The 21,790-nt window shown below is 64.0% G+C and carries 20 protein-coding genes and 1 pseudogene; 4 read left to right on the top strand and 17 right to left on the bottom strand.

The genetic code is table 11. The features are described from left to right. Positions 1-179: 179 nt before the first annotated feature. Positions 180-1,673: a M20 family metallopeptidase gene (locus NMB96_RS21860; RefSeq protein ID WP_023905410.1), complete on the bottom strand. Its 1,494-nt coding sequence runs from the start codon at positions 1,671-1,673 to the stop codon at positions 180-182. Between the two features lie 179 nt (positions 1,674-1,852). On the opposite strand from NMB96_RS21860, the gene NMB96_RS21855 reads away from it, so the two are divergent. Both NMB96_RS21855 and NMB96_RS21850 read left to right on the top strand, forming a co-directional pair. Beyond that, positions 1,853-2,227, top strand: coding sequence for a ComEA family DNA-binding protein (locus NMB96_RS21855; protein ID WP_006452365.1), 375 nt, complete (start codon positions 1,853-1,855; stop codon positions 2,225-2,227). 358 nt (positions 2,228-2,585) lie between these two features. Next, a complete protein-coding gene (locus NMB96_RS21850) occupies positions 2,586-3,329 on the top strand; it encodes a HutD/Ves family protein (RefSeq protein WP_023905408.1) in 744 nt (247 codons plus the stop codon). A gap of 843 nt (positions 3,330-4,172) precedes the next feature. Here NMB96_RS21850 and NMB96_RS21845 read toward each other — a convergent pair. The 8 genes from NMB96_RS21845 to NMB96_RS21810 form a co-directional block, all read right to left on the bottom strand. Next, positions 4,173-5,927: a flavodoxin domain-containing protein gene (locus tag NMB96_RS21845; RefSeq protein WP_255085699.1), complete on the bottom strand. Its 1,755-nt coding sequence runs from the start codon at positions 5,925-5,927 to the stop codon at positions 4,173-4,175. After that, the gene (locus NMB96_RS21840) at positions 5,924-6,898 is read right to left on the bottom strand and encodes an FAD:protein FMN transferase (protein ID WP_255085698.1); all 975 of its coding nucleotides are present in this window, start codon (positions 6,896-6,898) and stop codon (positions 5,924-5,926) included. The genes NMB96_RS21845 and NMB96_RS21840 overlap by 4 nt, the downstream gene beginning before the upstream one ends. Positions 6,899-6,965: 67 nt before the next feature. Further along, a complete protein-coding gene (locus tag NMB96_RS21835) occupies positions 6,966-7,769 on the bottom strand; it encodes a DUF4198 domain-containing protein (protein WP_023903343.1) in 804 nt (267 codons plus the stop codon). Positions 7,770-7,940: 171 nt separating this feature from the next. After that, positions 7,941-8,456 (bottom strand): DUF2271 domain-containing protein, encoded by a 516-nt coding sequence (locus NMB96_RS21830; RefSeq protein WP_023903341.1) that lies wholly within the window; start codon positions 8,454-8,456, stop codon positions 7,941-7,943. 22 nt (positions 8,457-8,478) lie between these two features. Further along, positions 8,479-9,117, bottom strand: coding sequence for a PepSY-associated TM helix domain-containing protein (locus NMB96_RS21825; protein WP_255085697.1), 639 nt, complete (start codon positions 9,115-9,117; stop codon positions 8,479-8,481). A 7-nt stretch (positions 9,118-9,124) separates the two neighbouring features. Further along, the gene (locus NMB96_RS21820; protein WP_023903339.1) at positions 9,125-9,883 is read right to left on the bottom strand and encodes a tetratricopeptide repeat protein; all 759 of its coding nucleotides are present in this window, start codon (positions 9,881-9,883) and stop codon (positions 9,125-9,127) included. Further along, positions 9,876-10,562 (bottom strand): Fe2+-dependent dioxygenase, encoded by a 687-nt coding sequence (locus NMB96_RS21815; protein WP_023903338.1) that lies wholly within the window; start codon positions 10,560-10,562, stop codon positions 9,876-9,878. Before NMB96_RS21815 ends, NMB96_RS21820 begins: the two co-directional genes overlap by 8 nt. A gap of 48 nt (positions 10,563-10,610) precedes the next feature. Further along, positions 10,611-12,929 (bottom strand): TonB-dependent receptor, encoded by a 2,319-nt coding sequence (locus tag NMB96_RS21810; protein WP_255085696.1) that lies wholly within the window; start codon positions 12,927-12,929, stop codon positions 10,611-10,613. 624 nt (positions 12,930-13,553) lie between these two features. Between NMB96_RS21810 and NMB96_RS21805 the strand changes: the two are divergent. Next, a pseudogene (locus NMB96_RS21805) lies at positions 13,554-13,750 on the top strand (hypothetical protein); the annotation flags it as partial. A gap of 92 nt (positions 13,751-13,842) precedes the next feature. On the opposite strand, the gene NMB96_RS21800 reads toward NMB96_RS21805, so the two are convergent. From NMB96_RS21800 to NMB96_RS21770, 7 genes are all read right to left on the bottom strand, one after another. Continuing rightward, entirely contained in the window at positions 13,843-14,172 is a 330-nt protein-coding gene (locus NMB96_RS21800) for a non-heme iron oxygenase ferredoxin subunit (RefSeq protein ID WP_255085695.1), read from the bottom strand. Continuing rightward, complete coding sequence (locus NMB96_RS21795; RefSeq protein ID WP_255085694.1) at positions 14,169-14,708, bottom strand: GNAT family N-acetyltransferase; 540 nt, start codon at positions 14,706-14,708, stop codon at positions 14,169-14,171. The genes NMB96_RS21800 and NMB96_RS21795 overlap by 4 nt, the downstream gene beginning before the upstream one ends. 206 nt (positions 14,709-14,914) lie before the next feature. Continuing rightward, the gene (locus NMB96_RS21790; protein WP_023904617.1) at positions 14,915-16,159 is read right to left on the bottom strand and encodes a cysteine desulfurase; all 1,245 of its coding nucleotides are present in this window, start codon (positions 16,157-16,159) and stop codon (positions 14,915-14,917) included. Next, a complete protein-coding gene (gene sufD / locus NMB96_RS21785; RefSeq protein ID WP_023904616.1) occupies positions 16,156-17,418 on the bottom strand; it encodes a Fe-S cluster assembly protein SufD in 1,263 nt (420 codons plus the stop codon). Before sufD ends, NMB96_RS21790 begins: the two co-directional genes overlap by 4 nt. After that, entirely contained in the window at positions 17,418-18,182 is a 765-nt protein-coding gene (gene sufC / locus NMB96_RS21780; protein ID WP_006448897.1) for a Fe-S cluster assembly ATPase SufC, read from the bottom strand. The genes sufD and sufC overlap by 1 nt, the downstream gene beginning before the upstream one ends. A gap of 155 nt (positions 18,183-18,337) precedes the next feature. After that, complete coding sequence (sufB, locus tag NMB96_RS21775; protein WP_006448896.1) at positions 18,338-19,795, bottom strand: Fe-S cluster assembly protein SufB; 1,458 nt, start codon at positions 19,793-19,795, stop codon at positions 18,338-18,340. A 15-nt stretch (positions 19,796-19,810) separates the two neighbouring features. After that, positions 19,811-20,269, bottom strand: coding sequence for an SUF system Fe-S cluster assembly regulator (locus NMB96_RS21770; RefSeq protein ID WP_023904615.1), 459 nt, complete (start codon positions 20,267-20,269; stop codon positions 19,811-19,813). Positions 20,270-20,445: 176 nt separating this feature from the next. On the opposite strand from NMB96_RS21770, the gene NMB96_RS21765 reads away from it, so the two are divergent. Further along, positions 20,446-20,913 carry an SET domain-containing protein gene (locus NMB96_RS21765; RefSeq protein ID WP_006448894.1) on the top strand — a complete coding sequence of 156 codons (468 nt, stop codon included), beginning with the start codon at positions 20,446-20,448 and terminating at the stop codon, positions 20,911-20,913. A 269-nt stretch (positions 20,914-21,182) separates the two neighbouring features. Here NMB96_RS21765 and NMB96_RS21760 read toward each other — a convergent pair whose 3' ends face one another. After that, positions 21,183-21,779: a YceB family lipoprotein gene (locus NMB96_RS21760; RefSeq protein ID WP_006448893.1), complete on the bottom strand. Its 597-nt coding sequence runs from the start codon at positions 21,777-21,779 to the stop codon at positions 21,183-21,185. Positions 21,780-21,790 lie beyond the last annotated feature (11 nt).

The following is a 21,790-nucleotide window of genomic DNA, read 5'->3' as shown; positions in this document are numbered from 1 at the left end:
AAGCTTCAAGCCCCTCTCCCACCGGGAGAGGGGTTGGGGTGAGGGTACGCAGCAAGGCGATGCGTAAGAACCACTCAGCCAAACGACCCACGCCCCTGCGTACGACCCCTCACTCAGTGCGATCTAGCACTTCCATCGCTCAGCGCACGCCGATGGCATGCGTCGGCTAAACCGCTAACTCAGCAGCAGCCATGCCCGCCGTGACGGGTACCGCTGTCGGCAGCCACCGGCGAGCCGCTGGTCTCGCCGCGCAGGCAGGCGGCGTGATGCTCGGCAATCACCTTGGCCACGCAGGCGGTCATGCGCTTGCCCATCGGGATGTGCAGGAACTCATTCGGGCCATGTGCGTTGGAATGCGGGCCGAGCACGCCGGTGATCATGAACTGCGCGCCGGGGAACTTCTCGCCAAGCATGCCCATGAACGGGATCGAGCCGCCTTCGCCCATGTACATGGCCGGCTTGTCGAAGAACGCCAGGCTGGCGTCGTCGATGGCTTTTTCCAGCCACGGCGCCATCTCGGGCGCATTCCAGCCGGACGATGCCTTTTCCAGTTCCAGCGTCACCTGCGCGCCGTTGGGCGGGTCGCGCAGCAGCGCTTCCTTGAGCAGTTCGCCACAGGTTTTGCCATCGGCAGTCGGCGGCAGACGCAGCGACAGCTTCACTGCGGTCTGCGGACGTAGCACATTGCCGGCCGAGGCCAGCGGCGGCATGCCGTCCACACCGGTGATCGACAGCGCCGGGCGCCAGGTGCGGTTCAATACCAGTTCGGTGAGGTCGTCATGCATCGGTACCAGGCCCTCGACCATCGGGAATTTGTCGAAGATGGCCGTATCCAGCGTCGCCGCTGCGGCTTTGGCCTGGGTCAGTCGCTCGGCCGGCACCTCCACATGCAGGCCTTCCAGCAGGATGCGGCCGCTGGCTTCGTCCTCGATGCGCGAGAGCAGCTGGCGCAGCAAGCGGAAGCTGGACGGCACCACGCCGGAGGCATCGCCCGAGTGCACGCCCTCCTCCAGCACCTTCACGCTCAGGTTGCCGCCGGTCAGGCCGCGCAGCGAGGTGGTGCACCACAGCTGCTCATAGTTGCCGCAGCCCGAATCCAGGCACACCACCAGCGACGGCTTGCCGATGCGCTCGGCCAGATGGTCGACATACGCCGGCAGGTCGTAGCTGCCGGATTCCTCGCAGGCTTCGATCAGCACCACGCAACGCGCATGCGGCAGCCCCTGGGTGCGCAGCGCCAGCACCGCCGCCAACGAACCGAAGATCGCGTAACCGTCATCGGCGCCACCGCGCCCGTACAACTTGTCGTCGCGCAGCACCGGCTCCCACGGGCCAAGGTCGGCGTCCCAGCCGGTCATTTCCGGCTGCTTGTCCAGGTGGCCGTACAGCAGCACGGTGTCGTCGCCCGATTCGGCGCCGGTGGCCGGAATTTCGATGAAGATCAACGGCGTGCGGCCTTCCAGGCGCACCACCTCGACCTGCATGCCGTCGATCGCCTGCGCCCGCGCCCAGGTTTCCATCAGGGTGACCGCCTGCTCCATGTAGCCATGCGCAACCCAGTCGGCGTCGAACATCGGCGATTTATTGGGGATGCGGATGTAATCGACCAATTGCGGGACGATCTCGCGGTCCCACGTGTCGCTGATGAATTGGTCGATCTTGGCGCTGTCCATGGAGACTCCGAATACGTGACGTAGCGGCACATTCTACGCCGGGGCCTGCTGGCCGCCTTTGCGAGGGGAGGGGGTAGGTATTTCCCTACAAGGCGGCGCGCAGTTCACCTGCTGTGTGAAAAGTTCGTTGGCGATAGGATTGCTGCATGTGGCGCGGGACACTGGCTCCGCCGGCAGGAATGCTGGCTAGGACCATCACCCAAGCCACAAGGAGCGTTGCAATGAAGTCATTTACCGTAGTCCTGAAGTCCCTGCTACTGGCGTTGTTGTTGTCCTCGAATGCGTATGCACTCGACAAGGTCGATATCAACACCGCGTCTGCTGAGGAATTGGACAAGGTGCTGACGAATGTCGGGCGATCAAAAGCCGAGGCAATCGTCGAGCACCGTCAGGCAAACGGTCCCTTCAAAAGTGCCGAGGAACTGGCACTGGTCAAGGGCATCGGACTCAAGACGGTCGAACGGAATCGAGACCTGATCGAAGTAGGAGCCACGATGGCTCCCGCCAAGAAGGCTGCCAAGGGGGCGGCGGTGAAACCGGTGGGACGGCGTTAAGGGGAAGGGATCCTAGATACGGTTCGACGCGAGGATGCGTGGCCGCAACCTAACTGGACAGGATGTCCGGGGGATGGCTGGAAGCCGACAAGGACGTGGAATCGCCCGGTGTTGCACTTGGATGTGCAGCCGGGCGTTTTTCGTTTTGGGGTCGCATGAGTTGCGAGCGCACACATGCGTAGATGACTGCAGGGAAGTGGCGGTTGCAGCATGAGGCGCCAGTCAGGGCATGAAGCGTAAGTCACAGCATCTAGCGTGAGGTAAAGGCCGCTATGCGTGTACCGCTCATGCGCATAACGCAGCGGCACGTTGGCCACACATGACGGTCCCAGCGCAACGCTTGGGGCACAATGCGCCAATGCAGCTGACAGACCTGAGCAGCCGGGTGATTCCGGCCACCGACTACCGGCGCGAGCGATGGCGCAACCAACTGGGCTGGACGCGCGAGATCCTGCGCCTCGGCGATGCCGACGCGTGGTCGCTGCGCTTGTCGATCGCCGAGATCGAGCAGGATGCGGTGTTTTCTGCTTTCCCAGGCATCGATCGCGAACTGGTGTTGTTGCATGGCAATGGCATGCGGCTACGGTTTGGCGATGGTGCGAGTGTCACCGGCACTGGCAGTAGCAATAACAGTAATAGTGGCAGTGGCAATAAAGGCGATGGCGGCGGTAGCAACGACGGCAGCGGCGCGGACCGCGGCGGCCATGATGTAGGCGCCGACGGCGGCACCGATGCGCCCGGCAGCAGTGAGCGCAGCTACGACTTGCTGCCGCCCTACCAACGCGTCCGATTCGCTGGCGAAGAAGCGGTCAGTGCAACGCTGCTCGACGGGCCGACCCAGGATTTCAACCTGATGTGGCGGCGCGATGTATTGCAGGCCGAGCTGCTGCATCGTCCGCTGGTCGGCACCATGCTGTTCTTTGCAGATCTGGGCAGCGCGTGGGCGATCCATCTGCTCGCCGGTCAGGCCAGCTTTGGACGCGATAGCGGCTTGCCACCTATTGTGGCCGGAGATACTGCCTGGCTCAGTGCCTCCACGCGCACCCGCTATGTGCTCGATGGCGGTGGCGAATTGCTGGCGATCAGGGTGAGTCCGGTTTAGTTGTCGGTCGTGCGTGCGATCACGCAGTGTCCGTGTATTGGTCGAGTTCTGGTTTGAGAGCGGCTGACAAAACTACTTCAGGCCGGTCTATTGCGGAGCCGCTGATTTGCCGCTTGGCTGAAGGGCCCTTGCCCGCCCACCGTCGCGGGACACGCCGCAAGTACGTCCCTGTAGGCTCTTACGCGGCATCCATGCCGCGTAAGGTCCCACGACGGTGAGCGGGCAAGGACCTGTCGAGATGGTCGGTGTGCATGGCTATTTGAAATGCCGCTTGGTGTGGAAGTGATTGGACAGTGCGGATAGATCAGTTGCAGAGCGGTTGATCTTCCACTTGGTTGCAGGGCCCTTGCCCGCCCACCCTCGCGGGACACGCCGCAAGTACGTTCGTGTAGGCTCTTACGCGGCATCCATGCCGCGTAAGGTCCCGCGAGGGTGGGCGGGCAAGGACCAGTGGAGATGGTCGGTGTGCAAGATGCAAGCAATGCATGAGGTGCGTTGTTCGGATAGCGCCGCGGCCGATCAGCTTCGCAACGCAAAACGCAACGCGATCAATAGGCAGGCTTTTACCCAACTACCGACCAACTCTATGGTGCGGTGTCCTCGCCGATTGCGGGACCGTGTGGCGGCATGGATGCCGCCACCGAGCCCCCAGGGACGGGTTCACGGCGTGTCCCGCGAGCGGCGAGGTCACCGCGCCCTCGATCAACCAGACTTTGACGTTTTGTTAGCCGCTCTTAGTGCCAACCAACGCTACTCGCGGTTCCGGGCAGCATTCATTCTGGACATCTAGGACATCGACGGATACTCCGTTGATGGCCGTTCGTCAGGTGGTGTTAGCCACCTTCAATACACGTCGCGGCGATAGCGCCCTTTGCGCAGCAGGTCTTGTCTTACATCGGTGCCAAGGATTGACTCAAGCGTCTGGTCGACTTCGGGTGCCATGCCGCGCAGGCTGCCGCAAACGTAGATACAGGCGCCTTGATCGACCCACAGACGTAGGTGGTCTGCGGAAGCGGCCAGTGCGTGTTGTACGTAGCGCACTGACTGTTGTTGATCGCGCGAGTACACCAGATCCAGACGGTCGATCCAGCCATCGCGTTGCCACTGCTGCAGCTCGTCGGCATAGAGCGCGTCGTGGGCGGCATTGCGTTCGCCGAACAGCAGCCAGTTGCGGCGTGCACCGGCTGCGATACGGGCGCGCAGATGGGCGCGCAGTCCGGCGATGCCGGTGCCGTTGCCAATCAGCAGCATTGGTTGTTCGGGCGCAGGCGGGTGGAAGCCGGAGTTGCTGCGCAGGCGCAGCGCAATGGACGTGCCGATGCGTGTGTGGATGCAGAGCCAACCACTACCTAGGCCCAGGCTGCCGTCGGCATGCCGGTGCTCGCGCACCAGCAGTTCGACGTGGCCTTCTTCGGGAATGGATGCGAGCGAATAGTCGCGATGGGGTAGGGCGGCAAGACGGCGCACCAATGCATCTGCGTCTAGCGATGAAGTTGTGCTTGTAGCTGCACCTGTATCAGTGGCTGTGACTGTGTCAGTACCTGGGCCGATTTTGACTTTGGCATCGGCATCGGCATCGGTGCCAGCACCAGCACTTGGGCCGGGGCCGGCAATGGCACCCACATCGACATCGACATCGACATCGACATCGACGGGAAGTTGCACGCCGCTGAGCCATTCGCGCAGTGTGCGGTCGTCAAAGCACTGGGCACCATCGCGCTGGTTGCGTTGCAGCCAGGACTCCACCGCATTCGGTGCGTTGTGCGGAACGATCTCCGCGATATCGCCTGCGCTCCATTGCGGCAACAGGCCATCGCTGGGCGTCAAACGCAGTCGGTAAATCGGTGCGCCCGCACTGCCGGGATTGACGTGGACACGCTCGTGTAGCTGCCAGGCGGTGTAGGCCGGCAGGCTCCAGTCGGGTTGTGTCGCAAGTGCTGGCGCCAGCTCTGCCAGACGCCGTTGCCATTGCTGCAAGGCGCGCGGGTCGGCGTTGTCGACCTCGATGCGTTGGAACAAACGGGTGGCGCCGCGTGCCTGCAGGCGATCGTCGATGCGTCGGCCAAATGCGCAAAATTGCGTATAGCCACGGTCACCCAGCGCCAGCACGGCGTACTGCACGGCCTTCAGATCCTGCGCATCACCGGCCAGCCAATCGCGCTCGGCTGCTTGCGCATGATCGGGTGCATCGCCTTCGCCGGTGGTGCTGACGATGCACAGCAGCCGCGGCACACGCGTGAGTTGATCGACATCGACAGCATCCAGTGGCAGTGCGTACGCACCCACGCCTGCCGACTGCAGCGCGGCCACGCTGCGTTCGGCCAGTTCACGCGCAAATCCGGTCTGGCTTGCCCAGACGATCAGCACGCCGCTGGCGTCTGCGCGCCGTGCGCCCACGCGCCGGCGTGCACGCAACAGCACGACCGTGCACAGGCCCAGGTAGAGCGTCAGCCCAAGACCTGCCAGCTGCCAGCGATGCGGGGTTGGTGCGCTCCACCATGCACCAGCATGCAAGCCGCCCAGCCAGCCGACGATGGCTGCAAGGGCAAGCAGAACCAGCCCGTTGCCAAGCCACACGCGGAGGTTATTGGCGGTCATGACGCAGCCAACTGCTGCTCGAAGGCCGGACTCATGGATTCAAGCAGAACGCCGTCCTTGCGCGTAAGAAAACGCACGGCCAACGCTGCAGTGCGTGCATAGGCAAGACCGGCATCGACGCCAAGCACGGTCATCGCAGTGGCCCAGGCATCGGCCTGCATCGCATTGCGTGCGAGCACGGTCACCGCTGCAGGCGCATGCGGAACGGGCGTGCCGATGCGTGGGTCGAAGGTGTGCGCATAGCGGATGCCGCCGGCATCGAAGCGGTGCCAACGATCGCCGGACGTGGCGACCGCCAGTCCGTCCAGCGACAGCACACGTGGCGGCAATGCAGCACCGGCGTCTTCGTCGGGTGCGGATTCGACCAGCACGCGCCACGCACTGCCATCGGGCTTGCGTCCGTAGCCGAACAGTTCGCCGCCCACTTCGATCAATGCACTGTCGATGTCGGCCCGCAGCAACGCGCGATGCACGCAGTCCACACCGAATCCCTTTGCAATGCCGGATAGATCCAGCGCCAGTGCGCCGGGCTGCCGCACGCGCATGCCGTCCAGTTGCAGACGTTGCCAGCCGCAGCGTGCGCTGGCCAAGGCGATCTGATCGGCTGCAGGCACTTGCCGTCGCCCGCCCGAGGCACCGAAGCCCCACAGCTCGACCATCGGGCCGACCGTGGGGTCGAAGGCACCATTGCTGGCTTGTGCGATCTGCAGCGCTGCGCTCAGCACGGTATGGAATTCATCAGGTAGGGTTTGCCACTGACCCGCAGCCGCGCGGTTGTAGCGGCTGATATCCGAATCCGCTTCCCAGGTGCTCATCTGCGCGACCACCCGATCGAGTGCGGCCTGGATGCAGGCATGCAACGGATGCAGATCGCGCCCGCGCGGCGCAATCAGTTTCACGCTCCAGGTGGTGCCCATGCTGCGGCCGCCGAGGGTGGCGATGGCGTGGTCGGCGGAAGACGATGCAGGCATGGAGAAATCTTATGAAGGCGGCGCGGCAGGATGCACGATGGGTGCAGCCCTGCCGCATGCGTGCGGATTACTGCGGCAGCACTTCCAGCGTGGCGACGTAACCCAGACGACGCTGTTTGGCTTGCGGCAGCGAGGTTTTCTTGTCTTCGGTGGTGGTTTCCAGCCAGTACATGCCGGCTTCCGGCCAGGTCACGCTGAAGCCGCCCTTGGCATCGGTCTTCAGCTTGATCTCGTTCTGCGCATCGCGATAGCGGGTGCCGCCGCGCACGATTTCGATCTCCAGCCCAGCCGCCGGCTTGCCATCCAGTTGCAGCGTGAACTGCGCCGCTTCGCCGACGACCAGATCGTTGGGATGGGTCACCGGGATCAACTCGATGCCCTTGCCGCTGGGCTTGAAGACCGTGGTGGTGGGCGCACCGCGGGTGACGAAGGTTTCCACGCGATTGAAGGACTGCGAGACCTGCAAATCCTGAGCATTCTTCGGCACCTCGGTGGCGAAGCGGGCTTCGTCGCCGCGCCAGCGCTTGGGCTTGCCGTCTTCTTTCCAGTTGGCGAACAGGCCGGCGTTGACGATGCTGAGCTTGTAGGTGCCGGGCTGGGTGAGTTGCAGGTCGAACACGCTGCGGTACTTGCCAGTGGCCGGAGTTTCCGGCTTGAGCGCGCTGCCATCCGGGGCGGTAATGCTCAAGTTATCCAGGCGCAGCGGCACGTGATTGAAGTAGAACAGGTCGTTGGAGACCGCTGCATCCACCGTGATCCACGGCGCTTCACCGGCGATGACGGTCTGCGACGGCAGCAACCAGGCCTTGTGGGCGAGTGCACTGACCGGCAGTGCGGCGAGCATGGCGATCAGGACGAGAGAACGTTTCATGACAACTCCTTGAAGGACGATGAGGACGGTGAATCACGTGTCTGATCAGCGCGAGGGTACGGCGCTGCGTGGATGCGTGGGAAGCGATATGTCTTTGCCAAAGCGATGAAGCGCGCGTGCGCCGTTACTTGCAGCGCACGCTCTGTGCGGCTGCCAACAACAGCGCAACGCTCAAGGCTTTGCGACCAGGCTGACGGCACCGAGCTCGCTGCTGCCGCTGGCCTTTGCGGTTTGCGAAGTCGTCGCCGGCCAGGTGAAAGGCACCTTGACCAATTCGCGTCCGCCCACTTCGCGCGCGGCTTCCACTACCAGCGTGTACTGGCCGGCCGGCAGCGACTTCAGCGCACCCTTGGTATCGGTGAACGACAACGCATGCGCGCCGGCCGGACGGGTGGGGCCGGTGACGCCATCGACCGGCACATCCAGCGTGCGACCGCTCTTGCGCCACCACTGGCGCAGATCCGGCAACCACTTGGTGCCGTGGCCTTCGGCGGTGTCCTTGGATTGATACCAGACCGACAGATTGGCAGCGACTTTCTGGTCTGCACCTTCCAGCCAGATCGCCACGTACGGGCGGTGATATTCGGCGACGTTGAGCTTGGGGATTTCGACATTGATGTCGAGCGTGGCCGCATACGCCGGCATGGCGAGCAGGCCGCTCAGGGCGATGGTCAGGGTGGCGCGCATGATCGTCTCCGGTGGGAAAAAGTCAGTGGATCAACAGCAGGGCGAGCAGCAGCGGAATCAGCAGACCCAGGCCGACCAGCGGCCAGGTCATGCGGCGCTGGCGCGCATGCAGGTGCAGCAGGAACAGCCCGGTGATGCAGAACACCAGGCAGGCGATGGCGAACACGTCGATGAACCAGCCCCAGGCCGGCCCCGCATTGCGTCCCTTGTGCAGATCGTTGAGATAGGCGATTGCGCCACGTCCGGTGCGTTCGTACTCGATCGCGCCGGTGCTGCGGTCAAGGCTCAACCACGCATCGCCACCTGGCCGTGGCAACGCGACATACACCTCGTCGGCCGACCATTCGCCGCTGCGTGTGCCGACGCTGATATCCAGTTCGCGCCCCAGCCATTGCGCCACCCGCGGCGGCAGCGGTGCATTGCCGTCCTGCCGGTTGCCCAAAGTCTTGAGCAAGGCAGGCGGCAGCGTGAGCGTGCGGTGTTCGGTCGAAGGGCTGGCTTCGATGCGCGCGGCGTGATTCAAGGTCAGCCCGGTGAGGGTAAACAGCAGCATGCCGATCAGGCATAGCGCCGAACTGATCCAGTGCCATTGATGCAGCATGCGCAGCCAGAAACCGCGACGTTGCTGGGTGGTGGCCATGGTGTCGTTGGAGGTCGACATGCTGCGCTCAGGCCGCATTCGCTGCGGCGGATACCTGCAGCAGCACTTGCCGTGCAGCGATTTCGCTCAGCAATGCCTGCAAGCGTGGATGGCGCGCACTCGCCAGCAGCGGTGTGAGTTGTTGCAGAAAGCCGGCATGCCCGCCTGCGATCGCACGTCGCATCCAGTATTCGGCCTGATCGAGGTCGCCACCATCTGCCAGCAAGGTGGCGTAACTGGCCTGGCCGCGAAAATCGCCTGCTTCGGCAGAGCGGCGATACCAGTCGCGCGCAGCGATTGGATCGGCATCGCAGGCCAGGCCCTGGTCGAGATAACGCGCCAGAAAGTTCATCGATTTGGCATGCCCGCGCTCGGCAGCAGTGCGGTACAGCGCCAACGCCTGCGCGTGGTCCTGCGCCAAGCCACGTCCCGAGCCATATAGATGCGCGAGGTTGTACATGCCCCAATCGAGCCCGTGCTCGGCGGCGCGGCGATACCACAGCGCGGCCAATACGATGTTGCACGCGGTGCCGAAGCCCAGTTCATGGCAACGCCCCAGCTGATTCATCGCTTCCGCATGCCCGGCGTTGGCGGCGACTTCGTACCACAGCATCGCCATGGCCGGATCGGCCGCGACGCCGCGACCTTCGGCGTACATCTGCGCGAGCAGCAGCTGTGCATCCACATCCTGGCGCGCAGCGGCCTTGCGCAGCAGTGCCGCCGCTTGATCGGGTTGCGTGCGCAGCAGGTCGATCAGCTGCGCGGTATCCAGTGCGGGCTCAGACATCGGCCCATTGCCGCAACAGGTTGTGATACACGCCAGTGAGCTGGATCAGCGAGGGATGGCCGGGGGTGTCTTGCGTCAGCCGGCGGATCGAGACATCCAGCTCGAACAACAGGCGGCGCTGCGCATCGTCGCGCAGCATGCTTTGGGTCCAGAAAAAACACGCCACGCGGGTGCCGCGGGTCACCGGCATCACCCGATGCAGGCTGGTGCCGGGATAGATCACCAGGTGCCCGGCCGGTAGCTTTACCGATTGCGTGCCGTAGGTGTCTTCGATCACCAGCTCGCCGCCGTCGTAGCTGTCCGGGTCGCTGAGAAACAGCGTGGCGGAAACGTCGGTGCGCACAGGGTCTGCGCCGCCGCGACTACGGTCGTAGCGGATCGCGTTGTCGACGTGATACCCGAACGATTGCCCGCCGCTGTAGCGATTGAACAATGGCGGATAGATGCGCCGTGGCAACACCGCCGAGAAGAACGTGCTGCTGCGCGCCAGCGCCTCCAGCACCAGCGCGCTGGCGTCGCGTGCGATGGCGCTGTCTTCGGGCAATTGCGCGTTGTCCTTGGCCTGCGCCGACTGATGGCCGGCGGTGATGCGGCCGTCTGCCCAGTCGGCCGCATCCAGCCGCGCACGCAACTCGCTGAGTTGCGCGGGAGTGAGGACATCGGGAATGGGCAGCAACATGCGCAGATCTCCACGCCGCCCGCACTGTGCGGGCGACGTGCCGGAGGCTTAGAAACTAAAGGTGGCGCTCAACACCGCCGAGCGACCATCGCCCGGCAGCGCCCAGCCATTGCCGGCAGTGACAGTGCCTGCCGCGTTGACGGTGAGGTTGTTGCGGATGCTGGTGTAGTACTCCTCGTCGAACAGGTTGTTGACGTTCAACTGTAGGCTGAGCCAGTCGTTGACGCGCAGGCCGACCATCGCGCGGTGCACCCAGTAATCGTCGGTCTTGACGTAGCCGGCCGCCGAGGAATTATTCGGATAGAAGCCGCCTTGGTAGGTGACGCCGTAGCCGAAGGTCCATTGGTTGAGCTGATAGGTGGTCCAGATGTTGCCGGCATTGCGCGGCGTCTGCACCAGCTCGCGCCCGGCGATGGGATCGCCGGTGAGGCTTTCGGTGCGGTTGGACACGCTCTGCAGCACTTCGCTATCGAGGAAGGTGTAGTTGGCGAAGATCGACCAGCGCTCGGTCAGGTAGCCGGCCGCGCCCAGCGCGATGCCGTCCACACGGGCCTTGCCGTCCAGCACCTGCTCGGGGATCAGCGGGTCGCCGCTGTTGACCTTGTAGTTTTCGCGCTCGTTGCGGAACACCGCCGCGGTGAGCGCCAGACGCTCGTTCAACACGTCCCACTTGCCGCCCAGTTCGATGTTGACCGCGCTTTCCGGCTCGACATTGCAGTTGGCGCCGGCCGTGGCGGTGGCGATCGGCGTGCACGAGCCGTTGACCGAGGCCTTGGACGGCGTCTTGCTGTTGGCGTAGGACAGATACAGGCTGGCGTTCTCGACCGGCTTGAACACCAGACCGGCGCGATAGGAGAACAGGTCCTCCTCGCTGCCGGCCGGGAAGCCCGGGGTCACACCAGTGACATCGCCGGCGGCGTTGACGGTGTAGGTGGTGCTGTCGCCTTCGTTGTGCTCGTAGCGGCCGCCCAGGTTGAGCATCCACTGCTCGTTGAACTGCAGCGTGTCGAACAGATACACCGCCTGATTGGTCAGGCTGCCCTTGCTGCGGCCGGTACGGAAGTAGTTCTGCGGGCCGGTCCAGATGTTGTACGGATTGTCGAACGACTGCAGCGGATAGGTGATGCCGGTGGTGGAGCCATCGGCGTTGCGGAAGATCGAACCGCTATTGAGCTCGAAGTCTTCCTTACTGAAGGCCACGCCGGCCACCAAGCGATGCTCGATCGCGCCGGTGTGCAGGGTGGCTGTCAGGTCGGTCTGGCTGTGCGCGATGAAGTTTTCCGTCTCGCGGACCAGGCCACGCGGGCCGCTGTTGGGGTTCCAACTGGCCGCCGGCTGGCCGACGCAGGCGCGGCCGGTGTACGGGTCGGTGCCGTTGGGCAGGCACCAGGTGCCCTGCGGTGCGGTGGCATTGGTGGTCTGGTCGACGCGCTGCACGCGCGCCAGGCTGCGCAGTTTGACGTTGTCGTCGAAATCCATTTCCAGCACGCCGGTCAGCATGTCCACGTCGATTTCCTGACGCGAGGTATTGCGGTAACCGAAGAAGGTTTCCGGGTCCACGCCCGGCAGCGGGCCGTCGTTGAACGGGCTGAGTGCGAACGGCACGCCGTACTGCGGCAGGTTGTTGTCGTGCTGGTGCAGGTAGCTCAGGGTGAAGCGGGTATCCGAGCCCAGGCCAAACGCCACCGACGGCGCAAAGCCCCAGCGATGACGGAACTCCTCATCGCGCCCCGGCACGTCCTGGGTGTGGCCCATCGCGTTCAGGCGCACCGCGGTGCCGTTTTCGAAGTCGTAATTGCTGTCGGCGGTCAGCCGGCCATAGCGGTCGCTGCCGCCACCGACCACGACGTTGGTGAAGTCGCCCTGGCCGGCGGTCTTGGTGACCAGATTGATGTTGCCGCCAACCGAGCCGGCGCCGGACATCGCCGAGTTGGCGCCGTTGATCAGCTCCACCGCTTCCAGGTTGAAGGTGTCGCTGCGGCTGTACTGCGCGCTGTCGCGCACGCCATCGGTGGTGATGTCGCTGCTGGCGGTGAAGCCGCGCAGGTTGATGCTGTCGCCATAGCCACCGCCGCCTTCGCCGGCGCCGAAGGTGATGCCGGGCAGGGTGCTGAGCACATCGCGCAGCGACAGCAGGTTCTGCTGGTCCATGGTCTGCTTGGTGACCACGGTGATCGTCTGCGGCGTGTCGCGCAGGGCCTCGGTGTACTTGGGCGAGGATGGTTTTTGCGCGCGTTCCTGCTGCACCCGGATGGCATCCAGATCCACCGCGCCCGGAGGTGCCGGCGCATCGCCAGGCTGGGCGAAGGCAGGAGCGGACAGCGTCAGCAGCACGGCCGAGGTGAGCGGGGAAATCCTGGGAGTCATGAGGTGTCTCGAAGAGGAAAGCGAGGCTCCGGCCTGGCGATGGCTCGGCGGATGCGGGGATGGGGTGAGGATTAAAAAAGGTGGATCGACAGTGCGCGCCGGCTAGCCCGATGCGATGTGCTGGCATGACCCGATGTCGCACACGTCAAGGCGCCGCGCGGAAGGGCGCAGGCGGGGCGAACGCAGGAGAAAACGGTCTGGCAGAGCTGGGCGCATGGGATCGCAGGGCAGGCCAGTTGTTAAGAAGGCCTGAAGGGCTGCGATCTTAAATGCAAATCATTCTTCTTTGCAATCTTTGTCTTCGGCCGACGTCGCGCCGTGGTTCCCGCTGCCTGAAGCGTTGTGGCAGCAAGGTTTGTGCGCTATTGAATTGGCGGACCAAACTACAATTGGCGGACGAACCTACTTCACGCCTGTCTGCTGGCCGCTAATCTGCCACTTCGCTGCAGGGCCCTTGCCCGCCCACCATCGCGGGACACGCCGCGAGTACTTTCGTGTAGCAGCGATGACCGCCGCATTAGCAGCTGATCTGCGCTTGGCTGCAGGGCCCTTGCCCGCCCACCATCGCAGGACACGCCGCAAGTACGTCCGTGTAGGCTCTTACGCGGCATCCATGCCGCGTAAGGTCCCGCGACGGTGAGCGGGCAAGGACCAGTCGAGATGGTCGGTTTTCATGGCTTTCAACAAAGCAACCAGCAGACTTTCTGGTGCGGTGTCCTCGCCGATTGCGGGACCGTGTGGCGGCATGGATGCCGCCACCGAGCCCCCAGGGACGGGTTCACGGCGTGTCCCGCGAGCGGCGAGGGCACCGCGCGCTCGACTCCCTAGGCTTTTTGACCTTGGCTTCTACGGCCAAAGCCACGCCACGATCACAGCCACAGCCGACCTGCCGCACTCACTGATCTAATCGCTCTCAGCGGTCGTCGCGTGCCCAGATGCCGCCGTGTTCGCGCTTGACCGGAAATTTGGGCACGGCGGTGTAGGCGGGTGCGCACAACGGGCGGCCGTCGCGGATATCGAAGCGGGCGCTGTGCAGCAGGCATTCGATGGTGCCGGCCGCCGGGTCGAACGTCCCGGGCGACAACTCGTAGTCTTCGTGGCTGCAGCGGTCTTCCAGCGCATACAGCTCGCCGTCGAGGTTGAAGACCACGATCGGGGCGTCGGTCACCTCGTCCCAGACGGTCTGCAATTCGCCGGGCAGCAGCGCCTCGCTGGCGCAGACGAAGGTCCAGTTCTCGCTCACAGCGCTGCGCCGCCGAGCGGTTTTTCCAGTACCTCGAAGCGCAGGTCCTGGCGCAGCGGCACGCCGAAACGCACGTCGCCATACGGAAACGGCTTGGTGATGCCGGTGCGGCGATAGCCGCGTCGCTCGTAAAAGGCGATCAGCTCATCGCGGATGTCGATCACCGTCATACGCATCACCGGAAGCTGCCACTCGCTGAAAGCGATGCGTTCGGCTTCGGCCAACAGCGTCTTGCCGAGCCCGCTGCCTTGCAGCGACGGGTCGACGGCAAACATGCCGAAATACCCGGCGCCGTGGTCGTCGGCGATATGCGCGCAGGCCAGCAGTCGCCCGTCTTGTTCGACCAGCAGCACCAGGCTGCGGTCACGCAACAGGTCTTCGCGCAGCACGGTGGGATCGATTCGTGCGCCGTCGAGGAAGTCGGCTTCGGTGGTCCAGCCAACGCGGCTGACATCGCCGCGATAGGCGGAAGTCACCAGCGAAACGAGGGCGTCGATATCGTCGACTGTGGCGGTGCGGAAGGTGGTGGTCTGCATGGGGAGCAGTTTAGCGGGAGTCGGGATTGGGGATTCGTCAAAGCGCAAGAAACGCTGTTTCTTGTGCCTTGCCGGATGCCCGAATTGGGGCGTTGCTCTGAGTCTATCGTGGGGGCACGTGCGCCAGCGCACGGACGTCTGGCGCAAGCACCGCAACTCGGCGAAAGGTTCTCCGAATCCCTAATCCCGACTCACCAATCACTGCCTCAAGCCAGCAGCCGACGCACCTTCACCAGCGCAGCAACAAAGCGCTCGATCTCGTCGTGCGTGTTGTAGAACGCCAGCGAGGCGCGGCAGGTGGCGGCAACGCCGTAGTACTGCAGCAGCGGGTGTGCGCAATGCTGGCCCGAGCGGATGGCGATGCCTTCCAGGTCGAGCAGGGTGGCCAGATCATGCGCATGCGCGCCTTCGATCAGGAACGACACCACTGCGGCCTTGTCCGGCGTGGTGCCGAAAATGCGCAGGCCCTCGATACGCTGCAGTTCTTCGGTGAAGTGTGCGAGCAACTCGGTTTCGCGTGCTTCCACGTGCGCCAGCCCAACCGACTCCAGGTAATCCACTGCCGAGCCCAGGCCGATGAAACCGGCGATGTTGGGCGTGCCGGCTTCGAACTTGTGCGGGGCATCGTTGAACACCGTGCCCTCGAAGCTGACTTCCTTGATCATCTCGCCGCCGCCTAAAAACGGCGGCATTGCCTGCAAGTGTTCGCGACGTGCCCACAGCGCGCCGGTGCCGGTCGGCCCGCACATCTTGTGGCCGGTGATGGCGTAGAAATCGCAACCGATGCCGGCCATGTCGATACGCCGATGCGGCGCGGCTTGCGAGCCGTCCACCACGGTGACGATGCCGCGTTTGCGCGCCTCGCGGCAGATCTCGCGCACCGGGTTGACCGTGCCCAGCACATTGGACACGTGCGTGATCGCCAGCAGCTTGACCTCCGGCGTCATCGCCTTGCGCAAGGCATCCAGATCCAGCGCGCCGTCTGGGGTGATCTCGGCCACGCGGATGGTCGCACTGGTGCGTTGCGCCACCAGTTGCCACGGCACGATGTTGGCGTGGTGCTCCATGCGCGAAATCAGGATCACATCGCCGGCGCCCAGGCGCGGCAGCGCCCAGGAATAAGCGACCAGATTGATCGCAAAGGTCGTGCCGCTGCACAGCACCAGCTCGTCGGCGCGCACATTGAGAAAACGTGCGAGCTTGCTGCGCGCGCCTTCGAACGCATCGGTGGCTTCGGTGCCCAGCGCATGCACCGCGCGGCTCACATTGGCGTTTTGACGACGATAGAACTCGTCGGTCGCGGCAATCACCTGCAGCGGCTTCTGGCCGGTGTTGGCGTTGTCGAAGTAGATCAGCGGCTTGCCGTGCACCTGCCGCATCAACAACGGGAAATCCGAGCGCACACGCTCCCAATCCGGCGCGGCCAGTTGCGGGACGGCGGGCGCGTTCATGCCACGCCTGCCGAGGTCAGTGCGCGGTCCAGCTGCAGCGCCAGTACCGCAGTCAGCGCGGTGGGCAGCACGCGCAGCGGCTCGTGGCAGAACGCGGCGCTCAGCAAACGCTGTGCATCGGCCTGCGGCAGACCGCGCGAGCGCAGATAGAACAAGGCGTTGTCGTCGAGCTGGCCGACGGTGGCGCCGTGCGCGGCCTGCACTTCTTCGGCATCGATCACCAGCACCGGCTGGGTGTCGATCTCGGCATTGGCCGACAGCAGCAGATTCTTGTTCGACAGCCGCGCATCGCTGCCGTCGGCACCGGGGCGAATGTGGATGCCGCCGTGAAACACCACACGGCTGCGATCGGCGCCCACGCCGCGCCAGACCAGCTCGCAGCTGGTATCGCGTGCAATGTGCTGGATGCCCAGACGCGTATCGACATGGCGACGGCCGTTGCCGAGCAGCACGCCATTGGCGGTGAGCTGGGCGTTGTTGCCTTCCAGGCGCACGTTGAGCTCGTGCCGCGACAGGTTGGCGCCCAGTTCCAGATCCACGCGCTGGTAGCGCGCATTGCGCGCCAACACGGCATCGGTACGCAACAGCGAGGTGGCGTGCGCACTGTCGGCCTGCACGCGGGCATGCGACAACACCGCATCCTGGGCCAGATGCACATGCATCAGGCTGTTATCCAGATGCGCGGCATCGCCGACATGCAGGTGATGCTCGACCACGTTCAGCGCCGCGCCGGCACGTAGTTCGATCAGGTGCCGGTGGTGCCAGGACAGGTCGTGCTCGCCGGCCACGCTGATAAAGACCAGCTGCAGCGGAATATCGATCTGCGCGCCTTCCTGCACGCGCACCAGCACGCCTTCGTCGGCAAGCGCGGCATTCAGACGGGCGAAGATTTCATCGCTGCCTTCGAAACGGCGACCGAGCAGCTGCTGCGCGTCATCGCTGGCAGCCAGCGAGGCAGACAAGGTCTCCAGCTGTACGCTGTCGGGCAGCGTCGAAAGGTCGCTCAGTGCGTCGGACGGGCGCCCGTTGACGAACACCAGCCGTGGCGAGGCGATATCGTCCAGCACGGAGGCATCGACCAGCGTCGGTACCAAGGGCGCCGTCTGAAAACTGCGCCGCTCCAGCTGCCGCAGCGAGGTGTATTTCCAGGCTTCGGCGCGCGGGCCGGGCAGGCCGGTCTGCAGCGCGGCATCGAGTTCGGCACGCCGTACATCGTTGCCGCAGAAACCGCGTGCGAGGGATTCCAGCAGGGCGCTCATCAGGCAGCCGCCTCGGGCACCACGCGGTCCTTGAGGAAGTGGTAGCCGTGTTTTTCCAGCTCCAGCGCCAGTTCCGGGCCGCCGCTCTGCACGATGCGGCCTTCGGCCAGCACATGCACCACGTCCGGGGTGATGTAATCGAGCAGGCGCTGATAATGAGTGATCACCAGGAACGAGCGCTCCGGCGAGCGCAGCGCGTTGACGCCGTCGGCCACGCTCTTGAGTGCGTCGATATCCAGGCCCGAATCGGTTTCGTCCAGGATGGCGAGCTTGGGCTCGAGCACGGCCAGCTGGAAGATCTCGTTGCGCTTCTTTTCGCCACCCGAGAAGCCTTCGTTGACGCCGCGATGCAACAGCTCGTCCTTCAGATGCAGTACCGCCAGTTTCTGGCGCACTAGCTTGAGGAACTGCATCGAGTCCAGCTCTTCCTCGCCACGCGCCTTGCGCTGCGCGTTGAGCGCGGCGCGCAGAAAATAGGTGTTGTTGACGCCGGCGATTTCAACCGGGTACTGGAAGGCCAGGAACAGGCCCGCAGCGGCGCGTTCTTCCGGCGGAAGGTCGAGCAGGTCCTTGCCTTCGAACTGCACGCTGCCTGCGCTGACTTCGTAGCCATCGCGCCCGGCCAGCACATTGCCCAGCGTGGATTTGCCCGCGCCGTTGGGCCCCATGATGGCGTGCACCTGGCCCGGCTTGATGTCCAGCGACAGGCCTTTGAGGATTTCTTTGCCGGCGATGCTGGCGTGGAGATTGTTGATCTTGAGCATATTCGTATCCAGTGATTGAGCCCCTCTCCCGCCGGGAGATGGGTTGGGGTGAGGGTTCGTGCGAAGCAGCGTGCTGTTTGGGTGCACCTGGCTTCGCCCGTACCCTCATCCGGCGCTGCGCGCCACCTTCTGCCGAGGGGAGAAGGGGAAAGGTGTCAGCCGACGCTGCCTTCTAAGGAAACTTCCAGCAGCTTCTTGGCTTCCACTGCAAATTCCATCGGCAGTTCGCGGAATACCTGCTTGCAGAAACCGTCGACGATCAGCGACACCGCATCTTCCTGGCTGATGCCGCGCGCGCGGCAATAGAACAACTGGTCGTCGCTGATCTTGGAGGTGGTGGCCTCGTGCTCGACGGTGGCGCCGGGATTCTTCACCTCGATATAGGGGAAGGTATGCGCGCCGCACTGCTTGCCGATCAACAGCGAATCGCACTGGGTGTAGTTGCGCGCGCCATCGGCGTTGCGATCCACCTTGACCAGACCACGATAGGTGTTCTGCCCGCGCCCGGCGCTGATGCCCTTGCTGACGATCTTGCTCTTGGTGCGCTTGCCGATGTGGATCATCTTGGTGCCGGTATCGGCCTGCTGACGATGATGGGTGAGTGCCACCGAGTGAAACTCGCCCACCGAGTCGTCGCCCAGCAGCACGCAGGACGGATACTTCCAGGTGATCGCCGAGCCGGTTTCGACCTGGGTCCAGGTGACCTTGCTGCGGTCGCCACGGCATTCGGCACGCTTGGTGACGAAGTTGTAGATGCCGCCAACGCCGTTTTCATCGCCCGGGTACCAGTTCTGCACGGTCGAATACTTGATCTCGGCGTCTTCCAGCGTCACCAGCTCGACCACCGCCGCATGCAGCTGGTTTTCGTCGCGCATCGGCGCGGTGCAGCCTTCCAGATACGACACATACGCCTTGTCTTCGCACACGATCAAGGTGCGCTCGAACTGGCCGGTATGGCCGGCATTGATGCGGAAATAGGTGCTCAGTTCCATCGGGCAACGCACGCCTTTCGGGATGAAAACGAAGCTGCCATCGGAGAACACCGCCGAGTTGAGTGCGGCGAAGTAATTGTCGCCAACCGGCACCACGCTACCCAGATACTGTTTGACGATCTCCGGATGTTCCTTGATGGCTTCGGACATCGAGCAGAAGATCACGCCCTTTTCGGCCAGTTCCTTGCGGAACGTGGTGCCGACCGAGACCGAATCGAATACTGCATCCACCGCCACGCCGGCCAGCCGGGCCCGCTCGTGCAACGGCACGCCAAGCTTGTCATAGGTGTCGAGCAGTTCCTTCGGCACGTCGTCCAGCGAGGCGTACTTCGGGCCCTTGGGCGCGGAGTAATAGCTCAATGCCTGGAAATCGATCGGGGAGATCTGCAACTTCGCCCATTCCGGCATCGGCATCTTCAGCCAATGCCGATATGCCTCAAGACGCCAGTCGGTCATCCATTGCGGCTCTTCTTTCTTGGCCGACAAGGCACGGATGACGTCCTCGTCCAGGCCGGGCGGGAGCGAGTCCGATTCGATGTCGGTGATGAAGCCGGCGTCGTAACGTCGGCCCAGCCGTTCGATAATCTCGGCGTTCTGCGGGGGAGCAAGTTCGGTGGCCATCGGGCTGCCTACAGGTCAGGTGGTCGCGACGCGTGCGGCGATGGAACGCCGACTGCTGTCGCCAGGGAGAGAGAGAGGCTGCAACATCTGTGCGAGCGTGACGCGACGCAATGCATCGCCGACCACGTCGTTGATCAAACGCCAGTTAGAGCGCACCCCGCATGTCTGCGCGATGCCGCACTGGCTGTGGTCCTGGCTGCATTCGGTGATCGCCAGCGGGCCTTCCATTGCCTCGACGATTTCAACAAGCGTGATCTCGCTGGCCGCGCGTGCAAGCCGGTAGCCGCCATGCACGCCACGCAAACCTTCGACCAGGCCCGCTTGCGACAACGGTTTGAGAATCTTGCTTACGGTCGGCGCTTCCAGGCCGGCCTGCTCGGCCAGCTCGCTCGCGCTGAGCACCTGATCGCCGCGTGCAGCCAGTACGGTCAGCACGACGGTGGCGTAATCGGTGAGTTTGGTGACGCGCAACATGAGGAGGCCAGGTAAATCCTAAAGCGGACCGAAATTGTACTCTTTCGCGCAGGGCAGGGCCAACCGCGCGGTTCAGCCGCCGGCAAGCGTTGGACGTTGCCGTTGGCAATGCGCTTGTGCTTGGCGCATCGCCGCGCTGCGGTCACAATGAGCGGCCCCATCACTGGACCCCGTTCATGTCGCGCAAAGTTGCCGCCCGCAAGTCACGTATCCACGGCAATGGCATGTTCGCCCTCGCCGCGCTCCGCAAGGGCGAGCGCATCATTCAATACAAAGGGCGCCTGCGCACGCATGCGGAAGTGGATGCCGATGACACCGGCGATGTGGAAAGTGGCCACACCTTCCTGTTCACGCTCAGCGACGACTACGTGCTGGATGCCAACTACGAAGGCAACGTGGCGCGCTGGATCAACCACAGCTGCAAGCCCAATTGCGAAGCGGTGATCGAAGAGGCCGAAGGCGACGATCGCAGCAAGGACAAGATCTTCATCGAGGCCAAGCGTGCGATCAAGGCCGGCGAAGAGCTCACCTATAACTACGGCATCACGCTGGCCGAGCGCCACACACCGCGTTTGAAGAAGATCTGGGAATGCCGCTGCGGCTCCAAGAACTGCACCGGCACGATGCTGCAGCCCAAGCGCTGAGCACGCGCGTGCCGGCATCGCGATGATGCGATGCGCACTCTCTTTCAGGAGTGCGCAACCGGGAATGCGCAATACGCGGGTTCGACCTGCATGCTTACGCAGTCGATTCACCTGTTAATGGATCGCTTCCAACAACAGCGTCACCGTCTTCCCAGACGTCTTTCGCAACAAAGGCCCGGCGATCGATGCGCCGGGCCTTTGTGTGTGTGCAACGCCTGCCGCGCAGTGGCACCGGTCAGCGAGCCCCGCGCTAGCGCAGCGCGGATCGTCTACTTGCCGGAAAGCGCTGTCGCCGGCACCAGTTGCTCGATGTTCTGATTGAAGTTCACCGCCACCCGTCCGTTCTGGATGCCCACCGACTCCACCTGCACATTGCCCATCACCGCCGCGATCGCCGGGTCGATACGATAGATCGGCTCCTTGCGCGCGTAATCGGCCAGCCAGGCATTGAGCAACTGGCGGGTGCTGTGATCAAGCTTGGCGCCGGCATTGGCAGGGCGGAAGTCATCGATGGTGGGTTGATCAAGATAAAAGCCTTGCTTGGCCACGTCGTAGCGCAGCGCACTGGTCAAGGTCACGTTGCCGACCGGTGCCGGCGCGCCGCCCGCGGTGGCCAGGGCCAGATCGAAGGCCATCTTGAGCCGGTCGCCCGGCGGCAGCGACAGCGCCGGATTGCTGACCGTCATTTCGACCAAGCCACCCAGTGCGTCATGCGTCTGCGGGAAGCGGCCACCCAGGAATTGCTGCAGATCGCTGCCCTGCACACTGATTTGATGTCCCTGGATCTGCGGCGTGGCCCAGGCACCGGTGACGGGCATCGCCAGGGCGAGGGCGAGCATGGATCCGGCAAGCGAACGCAGTTTCATCGGGTGACTCC

This window comes from Xanthomonas hortorum, from assembly GCF_024339125.1.
Classification (GTDB): Bacteria; Pseudomonadota; Gammaproteobacteria; order Xanthomonadales; family Xanthomonadaceae; genus Xanthomonas; species Xanthomonas hortorum.
This window is presented reverse-complemented; position numbering and strand designations above follow the sequence as displayed.